The 19,808-nt window shown below is 44.4% G+C and carries 15 protein-coding genes, 4 tRNA genes, 1 rRNA gene and 1 other RNA gene; 9 read left to right on the top strand and 12 right to left on the bottom strand.

Annotation, left to right across the window (positions count from 1 at the left end):
- Nucleotides 1–208 precede the first annotated feature (208 nt).
- From CAN90_RS13410 to CAN90_RS13390, 5 genes are all read left to right on the top strand, one after another.
- Nucleotides 209–284 (top strand) — tRNA-Lys (locus CAN90_RS13410).
- 67 nt (nt 285–351) lie between these two features.
- Nucleotides 352–426, top strand: a tRNA-Glu gene (locus CAN90_RS13405).
- An 86-nt stretch (nt 427–512) separates the two neighbouring features.
- Nucleotides 513–629: ribosomal RNA gene (rrf, locus tag CAN90_RS13400) — 5S ribosomal RNA — on the top strand.
- 7 nt (nt 630–636) lie between these two features.
- A tRNA-Asn gene (locus CAN90_RS13395) sits at nt 637–712 on the top strand.
- Nucleotides 713–787: 75 nt separating this feature from the next.
- Nucleotides 788–864: transfer RNA gene (locus CAN90_RS13390), tRNA-Ile, on the top strand.
- Between the two features lie 286 nt (nt 865–1,150).
- Here the strand turns inward: CAN90_RS13390 and CAN90_RS13385 are convergent.
- Nucleotides 1,151–1,543: a PadR family transcriptional regulator gene (locus CAN90_RS13385; protein WP_085834293.1), complete on the bottom strand. Its 393-nt coding sequence runs from the start codon at nt 1,541–1,543 to the stop codon at nt 1,151–1,153.
- A 609-nt stretch (nt 1,544–2,152) separates the two neighbouring features.
- Between CAN90_RS13385 and CAN90_RS13380 the strand changes: the two genes are divergently transcribed.
- Nucleotides 2,153–2,689, top strand: coding sequence for a hypothetical protein (locus CAN90_RS13380; protein ID WP_143750839.1), 537 nt, complete (start codon nt 2,153–2,155; stop codon nt 2,687–2,689).
- Nucleotides 2,690–3,591: 902 nt separating this feature from the next.
- Here CAN90_RS13380 and sigK read toward each other — a convergent pair.
- Entirely contained in the window at nt 3,592–4,278 is a 687-nt protein-coding gene (sigK, locus tag CAN90_RS13365) for an RNA polymerase sporulation sigma factor SigK (RefSeq protein WP_085834289.1), read from the bottom strand.
- Between the two features lie 168 nt (nt 4,279–4,446).
- On the opposite strand from sigK, the gene CAN90_RS13360 reads away from it, so the two are divergent.
- The 3 genes from CAN90_RS13360 to CAN90_RS13545 all read left to right on the top strand — a co-directional run bounded on the left by CAN90_RS13360 (nt 4,447) and on the right by CAN90_RS13545 (nt 7,865).
- Nucleotides 4,447–4,854, top strand: a complete 408-nt coding sequence (locus tag CAN90_RS13360) for a Fur family transcriptional regulator (RefSeq protein WP_085834288.1) — start codon at nt 4,447–4,449, stop codon at nt 4,852–4,854.
- A 17-nt stretch (nt 4,855–4,871) separates the two neighbouring features.
- On the top strand, nt 4,872–5,711 hold the full coding sequence (locus CAN90_RS13355; protein WP_085834287.1) for a carbon-nitrogen hydrolase family protein: 840 nt from the start codon (nt 4,872–4,874) through the stop codon (nt 5,709–5,711).
- Between the two features lie 1,914 nt (nt 5,712–7,625).
- Nucleotides 7,626–7,865: a hypothetical protein gene (locus CAN90_RS13545; RefSeq protein ID WP_143750838.1), complete on the top strand. Its 240-nt coding sequence runs from the start codon at nt 7,626–7,628 to the stop codon at nt 7,863–7,865.
- A 118-nt stretch (nt 7,866–7,983) separates the two neighbouring features.
- Here CAN90_RS13545 and CAN90_RS13350 read toward each other — a convergent pair whose 3' ends face one another.
- From CAN90_RS13350 to CAN90_RS13305, 10 genes are all read right to left on the bottom strand, one after another.
- Entirely contained in the window at nt 7,984–8,403 is a 420-nt protein-coding gene (locus tag CAN90_RS13350) for a sulfite exporter TauE/SafE family protein (RefSeq protein WP_085834286.1), read from the bottom strand.
- Complete coding sequence (locus CAN90_RS13345; protein WP_085834285.1) at nt 8,403–8,750, bottom strand: TSUP family transporter; 348 nt, start codon at nt 8,748–8,750, stop codon at nt 8,403–8,405. The genes CAN90_RS13350 and CAN90_RS13345 overlap by 1 nt, the downstream gene beginning before the upstream one ends.
- A 119-nt stretch (nt 8,751–8,869) precedes the next feature.
- Nucleotides 8,870–9,061: non-coding RNA, 6S RNA (gene ssrS, locus CAN90_RS13340), on the bottom strand.
- Between the two features lie 60 nt (nt 9,062–9,121).
- Nucleotides 9,122–9,439, bottom strand: a complete 318-nt coding sequence (locus tag CAN90_RS13335) for a DUF1292 domain-containing protein (RefSeq protein ID WP_085834284.1) — start codon at nt 9,437–9,439, stop codon at nt 9,122–9,124.
- Between the two features lie 950 nt (nt 9,440–10,389).
- A complete protein-coding gene (locus CAN90_RS13330) occupies nt 10,390–11,460 on the bottom strand; it encodes a hypothetical protein (protein ID WP_085834283.1) in 1,071 nt (356 codons plus the stop codon).
- A 188-nt stretch (nt 11,461–11,648) separates the two neighbouring features.
- Entirely contained in the window at nt 11,649–15,116 is a 3,468-nt protein-coding gene (gene mfd, locus CAN90_RS13325) for a transcription-repair coupling factor (protein WP_085834282.1), read from the bottom strand.
- Nucleotides 15,117–15,226: 110 nt separating this feature from the next.
- Nucleotides 15,227–15,838, bottom strand: a complete 612-nt coding sequence (pth, locus tag CAN90_RS13320; protein WP_085834281.1) for an aminoacyl-tRNA hydrolase — start codon at nt 15,836–15,838, stop codon at nt 15,227–15,229.
- Between the two features lie 142 nt (nt 15,839–15,980).
- Nucleotides 15,981–16,940, bottom strand: a complete 960-nt coding sequence (locus CAN90_RS13315) for a ribose-phosphate diphosphokinase (protein WP_085834280.1) — start codon at nt 16,938–16,940, stop codon at nt 15,981–15,983.
- Between the two features lie 60 nt (nt 16,941–17,000).
- Nucleotides 17,001–18,047 (bottom strand): sugar phosphate nucleotidyltransferase, encoded by a 1,047-nt coding sequence (locus tag CAN90_RS13310; RefSeq protein WP_085834279.1) that lies wholly within the window; start codon nt 18,045–18,047, stop codon nt 17,001–17,003.
- Between the two features lie 234 nt (nt 18,048–18,281).
- Nucleotides 18,282–19,160 carry a hypothetical protein gene (locus CAN90_RS13305; protein WP_085834278.1) on the bottom strand — a complete coding sequence of 293 codons (879 nt, stop codon included), beginning with the start codon at nt 19,158–19,160 and terminating at the stop codon, nt 18,282–18,284.
- Nucleotides 19,161–19,808: the final 648 nt, after the last annotated feature.

The raw sequence follows: 19,808 nt of genomic DNA, 5'->3' as shown, positions 1-19,808 counted from the left end.
TGTAAGTGTAGCAATGCATTTAGCTTGGCAGTACTAATCGGTCGAGGGCTTGACCATATTTCTTGGTTGGGCCTTGCTCAATCGCTTTACTTCTGTTTCTTCTTTATTCAGTTTTCAGTGCCCGTTATAGGGTACAAAAGATTGGCGAAGGGCTGCGAGCGCATCGGCTGCTGAAAAGCGGCAAGAGGTTCAAGTTTTCGCTTGGCAAGCACCATTAGCTCAGTTGGTAGAGCACCTGACTCTTAATCAGGGTGTCCCGGGTTCGAGTCCCTGATGGTGCACCACAAAGAAGTCAGGCGGGGGTCTGAGGCAGATCTCTGGCCTCTGCACCTGACTAAGGCTGAGATATTTGGCCCGTTGGTCAAGCGGTTAAGACACCGGCCTCTCACGCCGGTAACGGGGGTTCGATTCCCCCACGGGTCACCAAAACAATCTTTACAGTAGCCGTATAAAACAGGAAACTGTTTTTACAATATCCGTCAGGAAGGCGAAAACCTCCTCTGCGGTACATAGTTGGTGTCGATGACGGTGAGGGTCCACCTGTTCCCATTCCGAACACAGAAGTTAAGCTCATCAGTGCCGAAGATACTTGGCTGGTAACGGCCCGGGACAATAGGATGATGCCAACACTAATATTCCTCAATAGCTCAGCCGGTAGAGCATGCGGCTGTTAACCGCAGGGTCGTTGGTTCGAGTCCAACTTGGGGAGCCAAGCAAATTGCAGGAAGTGCCGTCGTTATTATTTAGCGGCGGCTTTTTTCCTACTTGCTACTAAAGTAATTTATAAGGGCCTTTAGCTCAGTTGGTTAGAGCAACCGGCTCATAACCGGTCGGTCCTGGGTTCGAGTCCCCGAAGGCCCACCATAGAAAAAACAACACCAGATATAATCTGGTGTTGTTTTTTTTGTTTGCCGAGATGAAGGTTGGTATAAAGTTCGCTGGGTAAATGGTGAAAGAATTCCTTTTACAGTTATAATAGCGAAACGGTAGTATCGAATATGACTGCAATATAGTCTACCAGTGCCTTATGTAATTGAGTAAATATGCTTTTTAAAAGCAAAATGTCAGCACGAAAACTATGTTCAGAATTCCTGAGAAAGAAACGTTTTCCCTATCATGAAAAATAGGGAATTGTTTCTTTCAACCCCCATTATTCCTCCCTAGTGATACTTGACCTATCAATAGAGAGAATCTGGTCAATCGTATTGGTAATGATCGCGTATTCTGAAATGATGTTTTCCAAATAGGTTTTACCCTCTTCGGTAATAGAAAAATAAATGCGCATGCGATTATCTTCCGAAAGTACTTTATCCGATTCTAGCAGATAACCGTACTTCTGAAGACGATAGATGGCAATGTACAGAGTATTGAATGTGAGAACTCCTCCACTCAATTTTTCTATCTCCTGCATCATTTCATAGGTGTACATTGGTTTTTGGCGCAACAGAAATAATACCAGCATGTCTGTTGTTGCCTTTTTCAGCAATTCCTTCATCCCAGCAGGGGTTCCGCTTTTTGTTGTGTTGTCTTTTTCTCTAGGCAAGCTAATTATCTCCTAAATAGTAAGAATAATACTATTATACCCAAAATCCCACGAAAATCAATGTTTCTTTACTTATATAATGTTTTATAAATAGAAAATTGTTATCAAATTCTATTACTCCTAATTTTCGCACAATATTTTACTGGATTATTGTGTGAAAGTGTTAAAAATGAAACGCTTGAGATATTTTACTTAAAAGAGTCAATTACATAAGAGGAAGTCATTTCATCTATAAGTGGGATGGCATGAACAGCAACCTATAATGCCAAAGTAAAAGCCAGCGCCTAAAAGACGTTGGCTTTTACTTTGTTCAAACCCCAATGGTAAGATTACTTGCTACCCTTAAAATGGTCTTCATACTCTTTTTTTATTAACACAGTTTTCTTATAAAATACTAATATAAATATAATTTAATATTTTTTTAAAAATATATGTAACAAAACACACTGCTAAATCGTTCATATATATGAAAGAGAATTTAGAAGGTGTAAGTGTTTTCAAGTTCAAAGAAACTATTTTTAAAAACAGATTTGGAAGGAATGAAAAAGAGTAAAAAAAGTTATTAGTACAATTAGCGTATGTGCAATGCTAGTAGGGCCTACTGCAAACTTGGCTTTTGCCGCAAGCAGTTCAGAAAATGAGTATGCTGAAATTACAATTAATCAAACTAAAGCAAATTCTTATTTAAATGTTTCTGATGAAGAAAAAGCTGATATTTTAAGAAGTCATGGTTTTTCAGAGAAAGACATCCAATATTATGTGTGGCGTGAAAGCAACAAAAATCCAAACAGGATTATTTTTGGGCCCAAAGGAGCATCTAGTGGTATTAGTACTATGGGCTTTCCAAGCAATCCAAAAATTGGCGATACTTACAGACAATCGTTTAAAATTACAAATACAGAATTAGCAGCATTTGGAGTTATTCCTGAAGGAGCTTCCGTACAAGAAATAGCAAAAGCCTTGATGAAAAAAAAGAAGATTCCAATTCTTGCGGCTTTAGGAGTAGCGGCCTCAATTGCACAAATTTACGGTGATAGTCAAGGTTATCGTGGATATAACCTTGATATTAGATATATGTATACTTATGACAACGATGGATTTGCTAATTGGGTTTATAGTAAATTTGATATCAAAGGATATAGATAATTAGAGTCATGATAAATAAAGGAGTGCAGATGAATTCATTTGTTAGGTATTATGTCGCACAAATTTTATTGACTATTTTTTTAATTTTGTTGGGAATCCAATGTGTATTTCTATTACTAACTGGAAACTCAAACATTCAACTAAGTCTTATCGTCTTAATTTCTTTTTTGATTTTTTTAGTAGTTCAGCAAATTGTTTCCGGGAAACCTCTACAAGACGAAGTACAGAAGGAATTAATGAGCAAAAAAACATACTACTTTTAATAATTATTCAATATATATTTCAGCAGACTCATAATTACAGTAGCTATTCTAATATTGATTTATCTAGTTTTTGTTCAGAGAAAATAGTTTCGGTGGTACCTCAAAAAAAGAGGTGAAATGTATTAAAAAGTTAGGTTTTTATACGCTGCAAGTCCTCCCTATTCTTGTATCGATTCTAATGGTGGTATCTTTTATTAGCTTAATGAATGACCAATCAGTCAAATATTTATTAATAGTTGGAACGCTACTATTAATTGTACAGGAAATCGTTAAACGTAGAATATTAGGTAAAGAGCAAGAACAAGAACTGGAAGAATGGAAGGGAAGCAACAAATCTTATATACTTTTAGAAAAAATCAGTTCGTACTTTTCTAGGGTTTCGTTAACATTTATTCTGATAGGAATTTTGGTTTTATGGTCTCAAGGTCGGTTATAGAACACAGAACACAGAAAAGGTTAAACAAAAGAAAGAAGCCGAAGAGGAAGCATCTACGCTTTCTATTCGGCTTCTTTTATACAAATTTAATGATAATAGCAAATAAGCAACTACAAAAATAGAATTGATTCATATTTCTCTTTACTTAGTTAGAGAAATCTGGTATAATATGGTAAATTATGAGCATTTCTAACCCGTTTCGACTATTTATCAAATTGTTTGAACAGGGTTCCCAATGCTTTTTTCTCAATTCGAGATACATAGGATCGTGAAATATCCAGTGCGGAGGCTACCTCTCTTTGTGTTAACGGTGCCTGACCGTTAAGGCCATAGCGCAGCTCTATAATGGTTCTCTCCCTGGGTGATAGAGACTGGCAAATGTATTTTTTTAGTTGTTCCGATTTAATCTTGCAATCAAGGTTATCTACGATGTTATCTTCCGTAGACATAATATCGATGAGAGTAAGAGTATTCCCATCTTTATCGGTATCGATAGGCTCGTTTAGAGAAATGTCTTGCGCACTCTTTTTTCCGCTGCGGAAAAACATTAATACTTCGTTTTCAATGCACCGGGCCGCGTAGCTTGAGAGTCGTATGCCTTTATCGCTATTAAAGCTGTCTATCGCTTTAATCAGCCCAATGGTGCCAATTGAGATAAGGTCCTCTTGGTCGTTCAAATTAGAGTAGTACTTCTTAATAATGTGTGCAACCAAGCGCAGATTGTGTTCAATGAGTTTACTGCGCGCTTTTGTGTCGCCGTTTTTCCATCGTTCTAGGTACTCTCGTTCTTCTTGTGCGGAAAGCGGTCGTGGGAATGACCCATTACCAGTTACATGCAGCACAAAGAACATCAAATTTGAAATAGCTTCCCGCAGCAAGGACAGCAGCATCCATCATCCCTCATTTTCGGTGTTTTTAGCATCTTATGCGAATAACAGCCTGTATGTTGCAAGTCCTCGGTAAATTCAAAACGGAATCTTTACATTCCGTGAATATCATGATATGATAATCATAAGAAAAATAATGATTATCGTTTTCTTTTGAAAGGAATCGAGTTTATGCAAAGACGTCAGAATTTCAGTCGAAAAAGAAAAGCGATCTTAGATGTGTTGATGAATACCAGCACGCACCCCACAGCAGAATGGATTTATCAGCAGTTAAAGCAGGAGTACCCCGATTTAAGCTTGGGTACGGTTTACCGCAACCTTTCTCGTTTTAAAGAGGAAGGCAAAATCATGAGTGTTGGTGTTGTAAACGGGCAAGAACGCTTTGACGCCATTATTGACCCGCACGAGCATTTTATTTGTGAGGAGTGCGGTTCTGTTCGGGATTTAAAATATCAGCTTCTGCCGGATTCTGTGGACCAGCAGATGTCTCGCAGCTGTGGGTTGCAGGTAAACTCCCATAGCTTGGTATTCTATGGTGTTTGCCCGGAATGCGTGCAGGCAGAAACGGAAGCTCACTGATTTATCAGGAGGTTTGAATGAGAAAATATCAAGTTGGTATGGTTCAGCTAAATTCAGGAGAAGACAAAAAGCAAAATCTTGACCAAATTTGCGATTATATTCAGGAGGCTGCTGAAAACGGAGCACGCCTAGTTGTATTAACAGAGAATATGAATGTAATTGCTAAGGCGTCTTTACCTGCTACTGATTTTGCGGAAGACGAAACTGGTGAAACCTATGAGCGGATTTCTGCTGCAGCCAAACGGTTTGGAGTTTATCTTCATGGTGGCAGCTGGGCAGAAAAAATTCCCGGCGATACACGAGTGCACAATACCAGCTTTTTGTTTTCACCAAAGGGTGAGCTGTTGGCAAAATACCGCAAGCTGCACACCTTTGATATTATTCTTCCTACTGGCAAAGCAGTGCGCGAATCGGAAGAGGTTGCCGCGGGTGACCGCGTGGTAACGGTTGAAACGGAGCTGGGCGTGTTTGGTCTTGCCATTTGTTACGACCTGCGTTTTCCCGAGCTTTATCGCTTAATGGCGGAACAGGGTGCTCAGGTATTGTTTAACCCCTCAAACTTTACATTACCAACCGGCAAAGATCATTGGGAGCCGCTTTTGCGGGCGAGAGCCATTGAAAACAGCTGCTATATGATCGCCCCCAACCAAATTGGTCGAAATGCCCGTCTAACGGCATTTGGCGGCAGTATGGTAATAGACCCATGGGGAACGGTCATTGCACGCGCTAAAGAGGAGCCAGGCGTTACTATGGCTGAAATCGATTTAGATTATCTTGACCGAGTGCGCGCACGGATGCAAACCATGGAAAATCGCCGTTCAGATGTTTATCGGTTGGAAGAGATTTCACACCCTTAATCTATTAAATAGTAGTAAGTAATATAAAAACAGATGCTGTTATAGGCATCTGTTTTTTTGTTAGGTAATCTAGTTTGAATCGCTTGTTTGGTAAATGTAGTTTTGCGCTAGAACGCAGGGGTTTCTGCTGGCGCAGGGCTTTGCCCCTCATGCCGGGGCGGGCACCTACTTTCACGAAAGGGTGAAAGTAGGCAAAGGCCTTTCAAGGGGAGAGTATCGATTCTCTCCCCTTGAATCCCCTCTCAACGACCAAAGGCTCTGCCTTTGGAATCCGAGTGAGCTCCCGCTCTGCATCTCATTTCCGCACAGGGACAAGCCTGTGCGTTGCAGATTGTGCGTAGGGGGTTGCTTTACCACTCGTAAATGAAAAAAGAAACTAGCTACCGAGCATGCTTCTGCGAGGGGACAAGAGCGCTCTAAAAATGACCGCCGACGGAAGATTGCGAATTGCTATCTTTTTGAAATTGCAAAGGAGAGTGGGCATTTTTAATGGAGCGCCTTTACAGTAGCTTTTGTTTTGCGGTTTGGGGTCGTTTCCCAAACGGATTCCAAAGGCGGAGCCTTTGGTGAGTCTTTCCTCCTTTTCTTCTCATCAAGAAAAGGAGAGCCTGCCCCGGCTTGAGGGGCGAATGAAAAGAAAGAAGAAATTATTTGCGGGTCTAGCCGCTTTAAAATCTCTTATTATAAATCACTAGTTATAAATAGTGTTGCGCTCGGGCGCAAGGCATCTGCTGGCGCAGGGCTATGCTCCTAATGCCATATTCACTCCTCCTTTTGCTTTAGGAAGTAACGGCTTAATAGACAAAAGAAGTTTTGCGCTAGGCGCAGGGCTTCTGCTGGCGCAGGGCTTTGCCCCTCATGCTGGGGCGGGCACCTACTTTCACGAAAGGGTGAAAGTAGGCAAAGGCCTTTCAAGGGGAGAGTATCGATTCTCTCCCCTTGAATCCCCTCTCAACGACCAAAGGCTCTGCCTTTGGAATCCGAGTGAACTCCCGCTCTGCATCTGTTTTCCGCACAGGAACAAACCTGCGCGTTGCAGATTGCGCGTAAGGTTTTGTGTTATTGCTTACAAATTAGGAAAAGAAATGTTGCAATACATGTTTCTGCGGGAGGGTGCGAGCGTTTAAAAATAGAGCAAAAAAGAACGCCGTTCCAATCAAGGAACGGCGTGAGCCACACAAACAAAGTGTGCGGCTTATACTCTTACAGACATTAGCGCGGCGAAGCTGGAAAAAAATCTATTATCCCATATGCTCCAAGAGGTGCTCCCGTTTTTTTGCTCTTCCACAGGGGAGTGGAAAACACTGCTGATTCAAAAGTTACTTCCTCCATAACCCACACAACTGTGCGGGAATCCACTTCTGTGTAAGTGAATTCCATTTCCAGCTCCGCGTTGCCTTTGTCTGCAAGGCAATAAAAAAGCGCTTATCACGGAAACCCTCTTTGAAAAGGGTACTCCACAACAAGCGATACATTGCATATCGGTTTCAGTCCTCACATTGCCAAGCTTCGCAATCATAATTCCAAAGGCCCCATTTCTTTTCGCCCTCTATACAAAAGAAAGATAATGGGTTATAATTGTGTGGCAAAGCGCAGTGAAAACTGTTGTTATGGAGGCTACTTCTCCGTAGCAGGGGGTGGGTGGTCGCACACTCATTCCTGCTTTGCTTTTTAAATTACCTTACAACATGAATATTAACATTATTTACCATATAATGCAAGATGAAAATATAAAAATGGGAAAATATATCACAAAATCAATAATTTCGTGCTATTTCGTCGGATTTTTAATCCGGCTTTTTTATTTTATAAGGTAGTTTTGCTCTTTAACGCCAAACCGACTGGTAGGGCTTTCCTTTTGTAAGTGGTAAAGCAAGACCATACGCACAATCTGCAACGCACAGGCTTGTTCCTGTGCGGAAAGAAGATGCAGAGCGGGAGCTCAGTCGGATTCCAAAGGCAGAGCCTTTGGTCGTTGAGAGGGAATCCAAAGGGAGAGAATCGATACTCTCCCTTTGGAAGGCCTTTGCTTACTTTCGCCCTTTCGCGAAAGTAAGTGCCCGCCCCGGCATGAGGGGCAAGCTCTGCGCCAGCAGAAGCCTTGCGCCGATGCGCAAAACTACTTTACTAGCGAAGCAATTCCTTACTATATAAAAAGAAAGAAGAAATATCCTGTGATGGCAGCCGCTTCAAAATTTTATACTATAAATAACTTGATATAAGAAGTTTTGTGCCGTTCTGCGAGCAATAGTTAGCGCTCTCAAAGAATAAGCTATTTTTCTGTCTGCTGTTTGTCGCGCTCTTCTTTTTTCTCTTCTTCCTCTTCTCCCGCGGGAGGTTTCTTCGCAAACAGCTCACGTACACCAATAAATAAAAGCATAATCCCAAAAATGCGGCGAAGCCAAGCAACCTCCAGCCAACCGGAGAGGAATACCCCTCCCAGTGCGCCTACAAGGCCCGCTGCGGCTGCCGCCAATGCAGTGCGGAAATCAATCAGCCCTTTGCGAATATAGCAAACCAGAGCCAATATGGCACAAGGAATGAATAAGATTAGATTAATCCCCTGTGCGGCACGTTGATCGAGCCCGGCAATTAATGTGAGGTAAATGATGAGAACTCCGCCGCCGCCCATCCCCATTGAGCCCAGAATGCCCGATATTAATCCCGCCAAAGCCATCCATATCCATTCCATTAAAACAGCATCCTCCAAGCGGCCCACAGCATCAGTGCGCCAAACAGGCGGCGAAGCAGCATCCGGTTCAGCCGGGGCAATGCCCAGGAGCCGATGAGCGAGCCTGCCAGCATCCACGGCAGGTAGGGAATCGCCTGGCCGATGGTCACACTGCCGCGGGATAAGTACAGCCCGGCGCTTAATACGCAGATAGGCAAAATAATGGCGACGGAGGTTGCGTGGCTTTTTACAACGGGCAAGCCAGACTTTCGAAGCATAGGCACGATTACCATACCGCCGCCTGCACCAAGAAGACCGTTCGCCACGCCAGCGAGAAAGCCGCCCAGCACGCGAAAGCTACGTTTCATACCCACACTCCTTTACCGTGTTATTTTGCCCTTAAATCCAGCAAAAACACGCAAAGAATAGGGGAAGAAAGAAAAACGCCCTTGCAGCATATACATGCTGCAAGGGCAATTGTAGTTATAAAAGGCCCGCCTGGCCGTATCGTGCGAAATAAACCTGCTACTTAACAGCAGGTGGGTGCCCTCCCAACGCTTTCATGCTCCCTTCTTCCAGCCAGAGGCCGGGAGGTCTGCAATCCGTCGCCGGAGTCGGGGCTCCCGATTTGTACATTGTAGGGTTAATTTGCAACGGTCCACGCACCAGGCAGGATATTCTCTGTTCCTGCAAGCATTAGTATAACAGAAAAATACGAAAAAATATTCTTTAAAAGAAATTATTCGTCACTTTCGTCAGAAATATCTTCCTCTTCGTCATACAGCTCATCAAAATGGCTCTCAAAGAGCTCAGCAAGCTTATCCAGCAATTCTTCGTCTTCAACCTCAGCCAACTGCTGTTCGCCGTCTTGCTCGATTGCTTCGAAAATATAATAAGTGCCTTCAGATTCCACACTGTCCTGCGGGCTGTCAAAGGTGGGGAGCAAGGCATAGAAGCAGCCGTCTTCGTTGTCAATTACGTCCAACACTTCAAATTCATGCTCGTTACCTTCGTCATCCACCAGAGTCAAAACATCTGGGCCGAATTCTTCGTTCATATTGTCATCTCCTTATCTCTGTTAAAAGGTATCATTATTGTACCGTTGTTCAGAATGGAAGTCAATAAAAAAATTCCTATAAATAATTACAACATAATTTTACTGTATTATGTGAAAAAACTATTGACTTTAACCTAAGATATGTTATAATATAGTTGCAAAGGGAAAGGATATTGGTAACAGGCGGAATCAGAAAAAACCGCAATTTGCAGTTTTGTTCTGAAAATGGCTTTCGGTGTAGCCACAAAAATGGCCGCATAATAAGCCAGCGGAAGGAACGCCTGAAATCAAGATTTATTTGAAAGGGGTGAGTCCAATGGTACAAGAAGAATCGCAACACCAGTCGGTCGGTCTGTTGGGCTTAGACTGCTTGGCGTGCAAGGGTAATCGCATTAAACAATGAAAGGGTTGAGTCCTAAATATCAGGTAACGTCAGTCACCGCAAATTCGGTATTCAATTGCATGGATCCGGTCCGGCGGGGTTGCTCCTGGGGATTGCGTGGTATAAGTCCCGCTTTCCAATTATGGCTCCCGAGAACAATTTCAGTTTGTGGTAATGGGTTTCCAATGTTCCCTTAGGGTACCTTTCTTTAAAGGGTTTTATTCACAGTAATTAATGACAGGGCATTTCGTATTCGGAAAGTGATTCCCAATATAACTGAAGATATTGCATGACAAAGGTAAGTTTTGTTAGAAAGTTTTGAAAATGCTTTTGATACCAATAGCGGTGCAAAACAATCGAATTTTTATAATATCACTCAGGGGCTGTGGCGAATCGCCACAGCCTTTTCTTATTCGAAGTAGTCTTTTGCTAACGGTTTAACATTCGAGATAAAAGAGAGCTTGATAACATAAATTAGCAATGTAGAAAATAGGATAAAAGTTTACTTATTAGATATAAAGAGGAAAAGACCTCCCGTAAAAAGGGAGGTCTTTGTTTTAGTATTGAATTAGCTTGCGGTGGAAGAACTGCCGTTATCTTTCTGAACAAATTTAGTCGGGGGGTAAGAATCAATTGCCTTCTGGTTAACGGTAATGTCCTTGCTTTCATCAGCAAGCTTTGTCATCTCATCTTCAAATTCCTTTTGCTTCATATGAGCCAGAACCTCGGAGCGAGAGGAATCCACAGAAAGCTGTGTAGCAGTCTTTTTTGTAACGTCATTTCTAACCACAAGGAGTACTGCGTTCACAGAGGCAAGAGTAATGGTCTTGGCCTCGCCAGGCGTCATCCCGTTAATTAAAGTAATGAGCTCCGCCGGATAACCAGATTCCTCATTGAGCACGGTGGTAACTGTTTGTGAGGGAGCATAATCCAGCTTCATTTTCTTCTGTGTGTCAGTAGCTACGGTGTCAAAGGTGGTGCTTCCTTTATTCAAAGCAGCTGCATTATCCTCAAGGAACTTCTTGTATTCCTTTTGAGTCTTATCATCCAACGCCGCGTAGGTGGTGGGGTTATATAGCGGAACCATTACATAAGAGAAATCGGTGTAGCTCTTCTCAAAGTATGCTTTCAGGTCGGCGTCGCTTACCGCTTTGCTTCCCTTCTTGCCATAAAGAGCCTCAAACACCTTGGCGGATTTTGCGTTCATCTCTGCAGTGGCCGTAGTAAAGGATTCTTTCGAGATGCCATAGCCTTCTAACGTATCTTTGTATTGGTTCCACTGGCCTGCTGCAGTGCTGGCAACTTCTTTTGTTTCGGCTTCTGTAAGGGAAAGCTTAAGCTCTTTCATTTTGTTATCGATAACAAAGAGCTGTTTAGTATAACCCAAAGCTTTTTTCTTAATCCACTCGGTGGCATCGGTGTTTTCCACCTTCTGCTCCAGAACAGGTTTTGTAGAATCCTCAATTTTAGAGGAAGCGGTTTGGTAAGCCAGATATTCGTAGTAGATATATACGCCAATGGGAATCGTCTTTTCATTTGTTTTGGCTGCCCAAGTATTATCTGAGCTTGAACATGCCACTGTTCCTGCCAGCATCGCAACACAAAGAAGAGACGCCGTCAGTCTTTTCATAAAATTCATACGTCACACTCCGATTTTTTAATTTCATAGGTGCTTTATTACTTCTAAATCTTTGAATGCAGCATAGGCGCTACCATTTTCTATTACAAACGGGAGCGGAAATACAGTGCATATTCTCCGATTTTTCAGTGATATTACTTTCCACTATACACGCAGAAAAGAGCTTTGTCCAGCAAATGAAGGAAATCTTATCCATCTGCTTCGGTACCTTTCATTGCACGCAGGGCTTCGCGTAAGGTCTCTAACGGTGCTGCGCCTTTGGCTGCTTTTACGCTGATATATGGTTTTGTGCCCGCACTCAGCATAACACGGGAACGCAAGGTGCTGATCATGCCAGAGATGCGCTTCATGTCAACATGCTCTACAAAAAGCAACAGCGTTTCACCCTGCTGTTTAATTTCATAAACACCGAGGGATGCCGCCATATTGCGCAGTAGAGCTACGTCGATGAGTCCTCGTACAGAAGCCGGTGGTTCGCCAAAGCGGTCAATTAATTCATCCAGCACGTCACTGGCATCATCATCGCCACGAATATCTGCAATGTGGCGGTAGATTTCGAGCCTCTGGTTTAAGTTTTCGATATATCGCTCCGGAATATGCGCTTCAATCTGCAAATCGACCAGGCATTCTCCGGGAGGAGGTGCTTCGCCCTTTTCTTGGCTGACTGCTTCACCGAGAAGCTTTAGATATAAATCGTAACCCACGGCTTCCATATGCCCATGCTGTTCACCACCTAAAATGTTGCCGGAGCCGCGGATTTCCAAATCACGCATTGCAATTTTAAAGCCGGAACCAAACTCGGTAAACTCACGGATAGCCGAAAGTCGTTTTTGCGAAATTTCTGTAAGCACCTTATTGCGGGTAAACGTAAGGTAGGCATAGGCACGGCGGGAGGAACGCCCGACACGCCCTCGAAGCTGGTGAAGCTGAGAAAGCCCCATGCGGTCCGCATTATCTATAATGAGAGTATTCGCATTGGGTACGTCCACTCCCGTTTCAATGATGGTCGTGCAAACCAGCACATCAATTTCTTGGTCAACGAGTCGCCGCCAAACCTCAGAGAGCTCATGTTCCGTCATCTTACCGTGGCCAATTCCAATGCGTGCATCCGGAATCAAAGCCTGCAAGGTTGCACTGACACGGTCTATGGTGCCAATGTCGTTGTGCAGGTAATAAACCTGCCCGCCACGGCGCAATTCACGACGAATGGCGTCTGCTAAAATGCCGTTGTCATGCTCGAGTACATATGTCTGCACCGGGTGGCGGTCATGCGGCGCCTCTTCAATGACGGACATATCGCGTATGCCCGAGAGAGCCATGTTCAAGGTGCGGGGGATGGGGGTTGCGGAAAGTGTGAGAACATCCACATTCTTGCACAAATCTTTCAGCTTTTCCTTTTGGGCAACGCCAAAGCGCTGCTCCTCATCGATAACGACCAGCCCTAAGTCCCGAAAGCGTACATCTTTTGAGACGAGCCGGTGCGTGCCTACCACAAAATCGACCTCGCCGCTTTTAAGGCGTTTGAGAATGTCTTCTTGCTGCTTGGGCGTGCGAAAGCGAGATAAAAGCTCCACCCGAACGGGGAAGCCCTCCATCCTCTTTAGAATGGTTTGGTAGTGCTGCCACGCAAGAATGGTAGTGGGAACAAGCATCGCGCACTGCTTGGAATCACTCACACATTTGAATGCGGCGCGTAGTGCCACCTCTGTTTTACCAAAGCCGACGTCGCCGCACAATAGGCGATCCATGGGTGCTTCCCGTTCCATATCTGCTTTGATTTCATCAATGCAGCGCAATTGGTCTTCGGTCTCTTCAAACTCAAAGTGAGATTCAAAATCCCGCTGCCATTCCGTATCTTCTAAGAAAGCGTGTCCTTTTGCGTTCATGCGCTGCGCGTAGAGCTTTATCAGCTCCTTTGCCATGTCCTTTACTGCGGAGCGGACACGTGCCTTCGCCTTTTGCCAGTCTGCCCCGCCAAGGCGGTGCAAGCGAACCTGCGCATCTTCACGTGGACCAATGTATTTCGAAACAAGGTCAAGCTGCGTAACCGGCACGTAAAGCGTATCGTTCTTTGCATAGCGCAGCTTGAGGTAGTCCTTTACAATGCCCTGCATACTAATTTTGTGAATGCCCTCAAACACACCTATGCCGTGTGAGGAGTGAACCACATAGTCGCCGGGGTTCAGGTCAGAAAGGCTGTAAATCTCCTGGCTGTTCTTAGAGCGTTTGCTGCGGGCTTGCTTGCGCTGGGAGAGCAGGCGCCCATGAGTTATGAGCCCGAAATGCGCTCCGGGGTATTCCATACCGGCAGAAAGCCCGCCCTGCGTTACAATCACCTGCCCGGGAGCAAGCTCTTGTGGATCGGTAAGATACAACGCAGGGACACCCTGGTTCTGTAAATCGGATGCCGTATTCTGTGCGGCACGCTCACTGCCAGCTAAGATAACACAGCACCATTTGTTATGCAGCATTGCCTGTACGTCTTCGGTTAAAAGCTGCATGCTACCGCTCCAAATCGAATTTTGGCGTAGAGTCATATTTTCAAGCGCGTGAACGGGAGTTTCGTAGCTGCCACGCGCAAATGCGTCTAAATAAATCGCACCACGGGCAAGAAATTGCTCCAAAGCATAGGGCCAGTCTGCACTATACGTGTCTAACCCACGACAAAGAATGCCGTGAGACAGGTAATCTTTTAAATCTTCGCCCCACTGCCAAAGCGCGGTACGAACCTTTTCTTTGTTTTTTACCGGTTCCGATACAAATAGCAGGGTGTTTTCGTCTGCGTAATCAAATAACGTTGCAGGCTTATCATACAACAAGGGGATATATTTATCCGCACAACCGATGAGTGCACCATCCGCAAGCTTTGTCGCCTCTGCCTCCAGAATTTCGCGAGCGGCAGCAGCCGTTTTCCCCCGTAAAGAAGCAGAGTGCTTGCGAATTTTTTCTGCCAAAGCAATGGGATGCTCAATGAGTGCTTCGACGGACGGTGCGATTGTAATCTCATCTATATTTGAGGTGCGCCGTTGTGTTCCGCGGTCAAAGAACGAAAGCGTATCAATTTCGTCTCCCCAAAACTCTACACGAACCGGCTGCTCTGCATCCGGCGTAAAAAAGTCTAATATACCGCCACGTAGCGCAAATTGCCCAGTTCCCTCGATTTGAGCGGCACGCTCATACCCGCAGGAAAGTAAGGTTTTTACGACTTCTTCGGGTGTGATTTGCTGTGCGGTTCGCAATGTTACTGTGCGCCGCAGCAGTTCTTCCGGTGGCAGCGTATATTGAAGAGCCGCGTCCATACAAAAGATGATGCAGTCACAGCCGCCGGTTAGGTAGCACGAGAGCGCATGTAAGCGCTGGTGTTCGTACTCATGCGAACTGCCCTGGGTATCTCGAAAATTAAAATCGCGCAGAGGGTATAGTGCCGGGCGCATTCCCATGGCGGCTAAGTCATCATGTAAGCGCTGTGCCTCCGATTCTTCCGAGGCCGCAACAAAGGCTCTGCGTTCGTTCAGAGCGCAGAGTGAATAGATGATATTTGCTTTGTGGATACCCGAAAGCCCGGTAACGGCTGCGGGAAGATTTTTCGTTTTTACGGCTTGATCCAGCGCAGAGAATTCCTTCAGCGCGCGGATGGCGGTAGTCAGAAATTTCATGGAAAGCTCCTTGCTTAATGGAAAAATTACATTTTCCGGACTCGCTCCCTTATTCAGAATACGAGGCGTTGGACGAAAAGTTGGTCGGATTTTGCGACTGTACAAACGGTTTAGGAATTATATTGGCTCATTGCCTCATCTATTCTTCCCTGAACCATTAATTCCAATGCCTTTATGGCGTTTTCTTTGGCTTCGCCGAGGCATTTCATTTCTTGTGCAGAGAAAGTGGAGAGAACCCAGTCTGCCAAATCCCAATTGGGGTTTGGTTTTCCGCCAATACCCATTTTTACGCGTGGGAACGCATCACTACCTGAAAGATAGATTATGTTCTTCATTCCGTTTTGACCGCCGTCGCTGCCCTTACGGCGAATGCGCAAACGCCCCGGTTCCAGAGAAATGTCGTCAAATACAACAATTACCTGTTCGGGGGCAAGCTTATAAAAGCGCATAGCTTCCGTCACGCTTTGCCCGCTTAGGTTCATAAAGGTGGAGGGTTTTAAAAGCAGCACCTTTTTGCCGCCGAAGTTTACTTCAGCACACAGGCCTTTAAATTTTAAACGGTCCATTTTAACGCTAAGCGACTGGGCAAGGTGGTCTAGCACCTGAAAACCAGCGTTATGGCGCGTTTGTTCGTATTGCCGGCCCGGGTTCCCCAGACCAACAATGATTGCCTCTACCGGGCCAGGGGTAACCGCAGGCCGGGAAAAGAAAGAGTTTAGCATGATGATACACCTCGCTGGTAGAAATTGAGAATAGGTTGATGGCGGGACGGAAATAAACTCCGCCCCGCCTCACTTTGAGTATGGGATGAAAAACGGGGCAGGAGTATGGCCCTGCCCCGTGAATGTTCTTCCATTTGTAAAATCAAACAAACATGGGAGAAACCGGCTTGTCTTCATAAATGCGCTCAATGGCCTCTGCAAATAGAGGAGCCACAGGCAGAATGGTAAAGTTAGGCATGCACTTCTCTTCGGGTACCGGAACCGTATCTAGCAGAATCAACTCAGAAATACAGCTGTTCTTAATACGCTCTACTGCGGGGCCGGAAAGTACACCGTGTGTTGCACAGGCAATTACCTCTGTTGCTCCGCCAACTTCCACCAAGGCGGTAGCAGCGTTGCAAAGTGTGCCAGCGGTATCAATCATGTCATCCACCAAAATAACTTTTTTGCCGCGAACGTCACCAATAATGTTCATTACTTCAGACACATTGGCTTTTTGGCGGCGTTTGTCTATAATGGCCAGCGGGCTGCCGATACGAGCGGCAAAATTGCGGGCGCGGGTAACAGAGCCGAGGTCGGGGGAAACCACGACATAATCATCGCCGTTTTTGCCCACCCTTTCTTTCAGGAAAGAAGAGAGAATCGGTGCGCCCAAAAGGTGATCTACGGGAATGTTAAAGAATCCCTGAATCTGGGGTGCGTGCAGATCCATAGTAAGAATTCGGTCGGCGCCGGCTGTTGTAATCAAATCTGCCACCAGCTTAGCGGAAATCGGGTCGCGTGCCTTTGCTTTACGGTCTTGACGGGCATAGCCAAAATAAGGAATAACAGCAGTGATGCGTGCAGCAGAGGCGCGCTTCATTGCGTCAATCATAATCAGCAGTTCCATGATGTTGTTGTTAACTGGTGCACAGGTAGACTGCACAATAAAGCAATCAGAACCACGAACAGATTCAAACAACGACATGGCAATTTCCCCGTCGCTAAAGGTAGAAACTTCTGATTTCCCCATGGGCAGGCTAAGGCAATCTGCAATTTGCTTGGCGACTTGCGAGCTAGCGTTCGCCGCGAAAATCTTGATATCCTTACCATGAAAATTCATTAAAAAAATCCCCCTAAACTATTTTGCCGCCAAAGGCGGCGATTTATAAACGTTAATTTATCAATACACGCTCCGTGCGCGCAGATTGGTGAAGGGTTTGAGCGTTTGCTCGTCTTTTATTTCTACTCCACTGCACTGCACGTTTTGCAGTACGCAGCTATTGCCGGCAATCGTATCTTCCAGTAAGGCATTTGGGCCAATGGTACAGCCTTTGCCTACACGGGTGCGGCCGGTTAAAATACTGCCAGGTAGAATTCTTGTATCGTTCCCAACTGTTACATCGGGCCCGATTAAAATGCCATCCGGGCAGGGAATATCGACTCCATCGGCCATCAAACGGAGTAGTACGTTTTGTTTGGCGATCAAGTTCAGTTCAGAAAGCTGCTTTCTATCATTCGCGCCAAGCACAACATTGCTGTCGTTTGTTAAAAAGGCACCAGCCTTTTGGCTACGCGAGAGGAGCAGGCGAATTGCATCGGGAAGATAATACTCACCCGTGCTGTTTTCGTTTTCTATATTGTGCAGCACCGAAAGCAAACTGTCTACTCGGAACCAATAGGCACCGGAGTTGATTTCACGAATTTGCTTTGTGGGAGCGTCTGCTTCTTTTTCTTCTACAATTGCTTTTAAAGCACCTGTGCTCCTGTCGCGTACAATGCGCCCGTATCCAAATGGATTAGACGGCTCCGCAGAGATAACGGTAACCGCTTGTTCGCTTTCTATATGCTCGAGAAGAGCAGAGCGAATGGTCTTGGGGTCTAAAAATGGTGCATCACCGCTTAAAATGAGCACATTGGCACCGGTGTGGTGGCGTAGAAACTGCTCTGCCATCATAACGGCATGTGCAGTACCTTTCTGCTCGGCTTGGTACACATGCTCATAGGGAGCGGTACGCTGCTTCGTTTTGGCTAGCCCATCCAAAAAGGATTCTACCTCGCTGTGCAGGTGCCCGGTTACTACGCATAAGTTCAAAACTCCGGCGCCCTCTACGGCGTCAATCACCCATTCGAGCATGGGTTTAAATAAAACCTGACACAATACCTTGGGCCCTTGGGACTTCATTCGTTTCCCCTCACCCGCCGCAAGGATAATGGCACAGTTTTCCATGTTGAATCCTCCGTCAGTTTCGCAAATAATCATACGGTATTATTATCGCATATCATCAAAATTTTTCAAGACCTATTTTACGGTTTTGTTAAAAGATTGTTTTAATTGCGTGAGAAAAAAGACGATTTGTATTCTTTTTTAGAGAAAATCTGCACTTTGCCTCTCGAAAAGCAAAGTGCAGATTTCATACTAAGGAATTTTGCCACGAAAACGGTAGCATTAATCCTCTAAATATTATTTTACAATAGAAATTGTAGTGCATGCAGTTTTTTCGCCATTCACATAAATGCTTCCGTATTGGCCAACTTTACCCACTGCTTTTACAAGGTAGTGGTAGTCGTTGCCTCTTTTGGCTTTAAAAGATACTTTGAAAGCGCTACCTGTTACGTTGAAGGTAGGCTGCTTGCCGTTTAAAGAGGTAATTTTGAACTCGTAAACCTTGTTTGCTTTAATATTCAGGCTTTTGCCGGTGTCGCTCTTATAAGTAGCGGCTGTGGCAGCAGCAGGAGTAGCAGCGGGAGCGGCAGGATTTGTAACAGCTGCCGGTGCAGTTGAAGAGGGAGTTGCGGAGGAATTCACATAGAAATAAGCATAAATGCTCTCCGGGTTCTCGCCGCGGTTGCTAATAATGGTGGTCAGAGCAGCAATCATTTTCCCTTCCATTGCAGCAGGAACAGTGTAGGTAGTGCCGGCGTTAGGAATGTAAATATTATCCTGCTCTACAAAAGCACCGCTGGTGTTTTTCGCAAAGGTGTTAATGGATGTGTGGGTGCTGCCATCAAACTTAAATCCATCTTGAACAGCTACTGAAATAACAGCGCCAGCAGGAATAACGTTATACGTAATTTCACGCTGTTTTACAACATCAACAAATGTAACATCGCCATCACCAGTGGAGCGGGGCTCGCTCTCAACAAAAGAAACTGCTTCTGTTTTTTGAGCAGTTAAGGTCGAAACGGAATAGGTACCAAATTCGCCGTTTGTCTGTTTTTTAATTACAGATGCCAAGTACCCGCCAATATAACCGGGTACTGCGGTTGCGGCAAATGCGGTTGTGGTAAAGCTTACGGCCATAGCGGTTGCTAAAATTGCGGATAGAACTCTTTTCTTCATAAATAATACCACCTCAAAAATTTTTATATACACATCAATTCGTTATGTCGATTTTTTTGCGGTGAACATTCAAGTAAAAAAATCAGTAAAATTAAAACCCTCAAGTTCAGCAGTTATGAATGTCGCCGCAATAGAATTTCCCACGTAAAAATAATCCCGAAAACGAATTGATTGTGAATCTCTAATTAAAAAACGAGTGGTTAGAAAAGGTTAAAAACAAAAAAGACGCTGGAAGAGGATTCGGTTCCTATTCACAGGCGTCATTAAAAGTGTTAAGTATATAATTGCAACTCTATACTTCCCAGTTTTTATTCGTATGCGAATAATTTTTAACTCTTTACTATTCAAGATTAGGAACTGCAATTTACTTGTTATATTTTTCCAAATTATATCATAGAAGAGAATTGTTCTGCAAGAGGTTTTAGTCACTATTTTTTTACGAATGTTTTCATTGAACTTTAAAATATGACCATGACAAATTGAAAAAAGAACAGCTTGTGAATATGGATAAGAGTAAATCGAAATTTTGTGAAAAAATTACTAATCGCATGAGAGCGCTTTATTCTGTTCAAGGTTTATACATAAAAAAACCCGGCATATTAACAAAAAATTATCATATTAGATGTGAAATGGGATGGATTTTTGATG

The sequence above is a fragment of the Clostridium merdae genome (genome assembly GCF_900176635.1).
Classification (GTDB): domain Bacteria; phylum Bacillota; class Clostridia; order Oscillospirales; family Acutalibacteraceae; genus Faecalispora; species Faecalispora merdae.
This window is presented reverse-complemented; position numbering and strand designations above follow the sequence as displayed.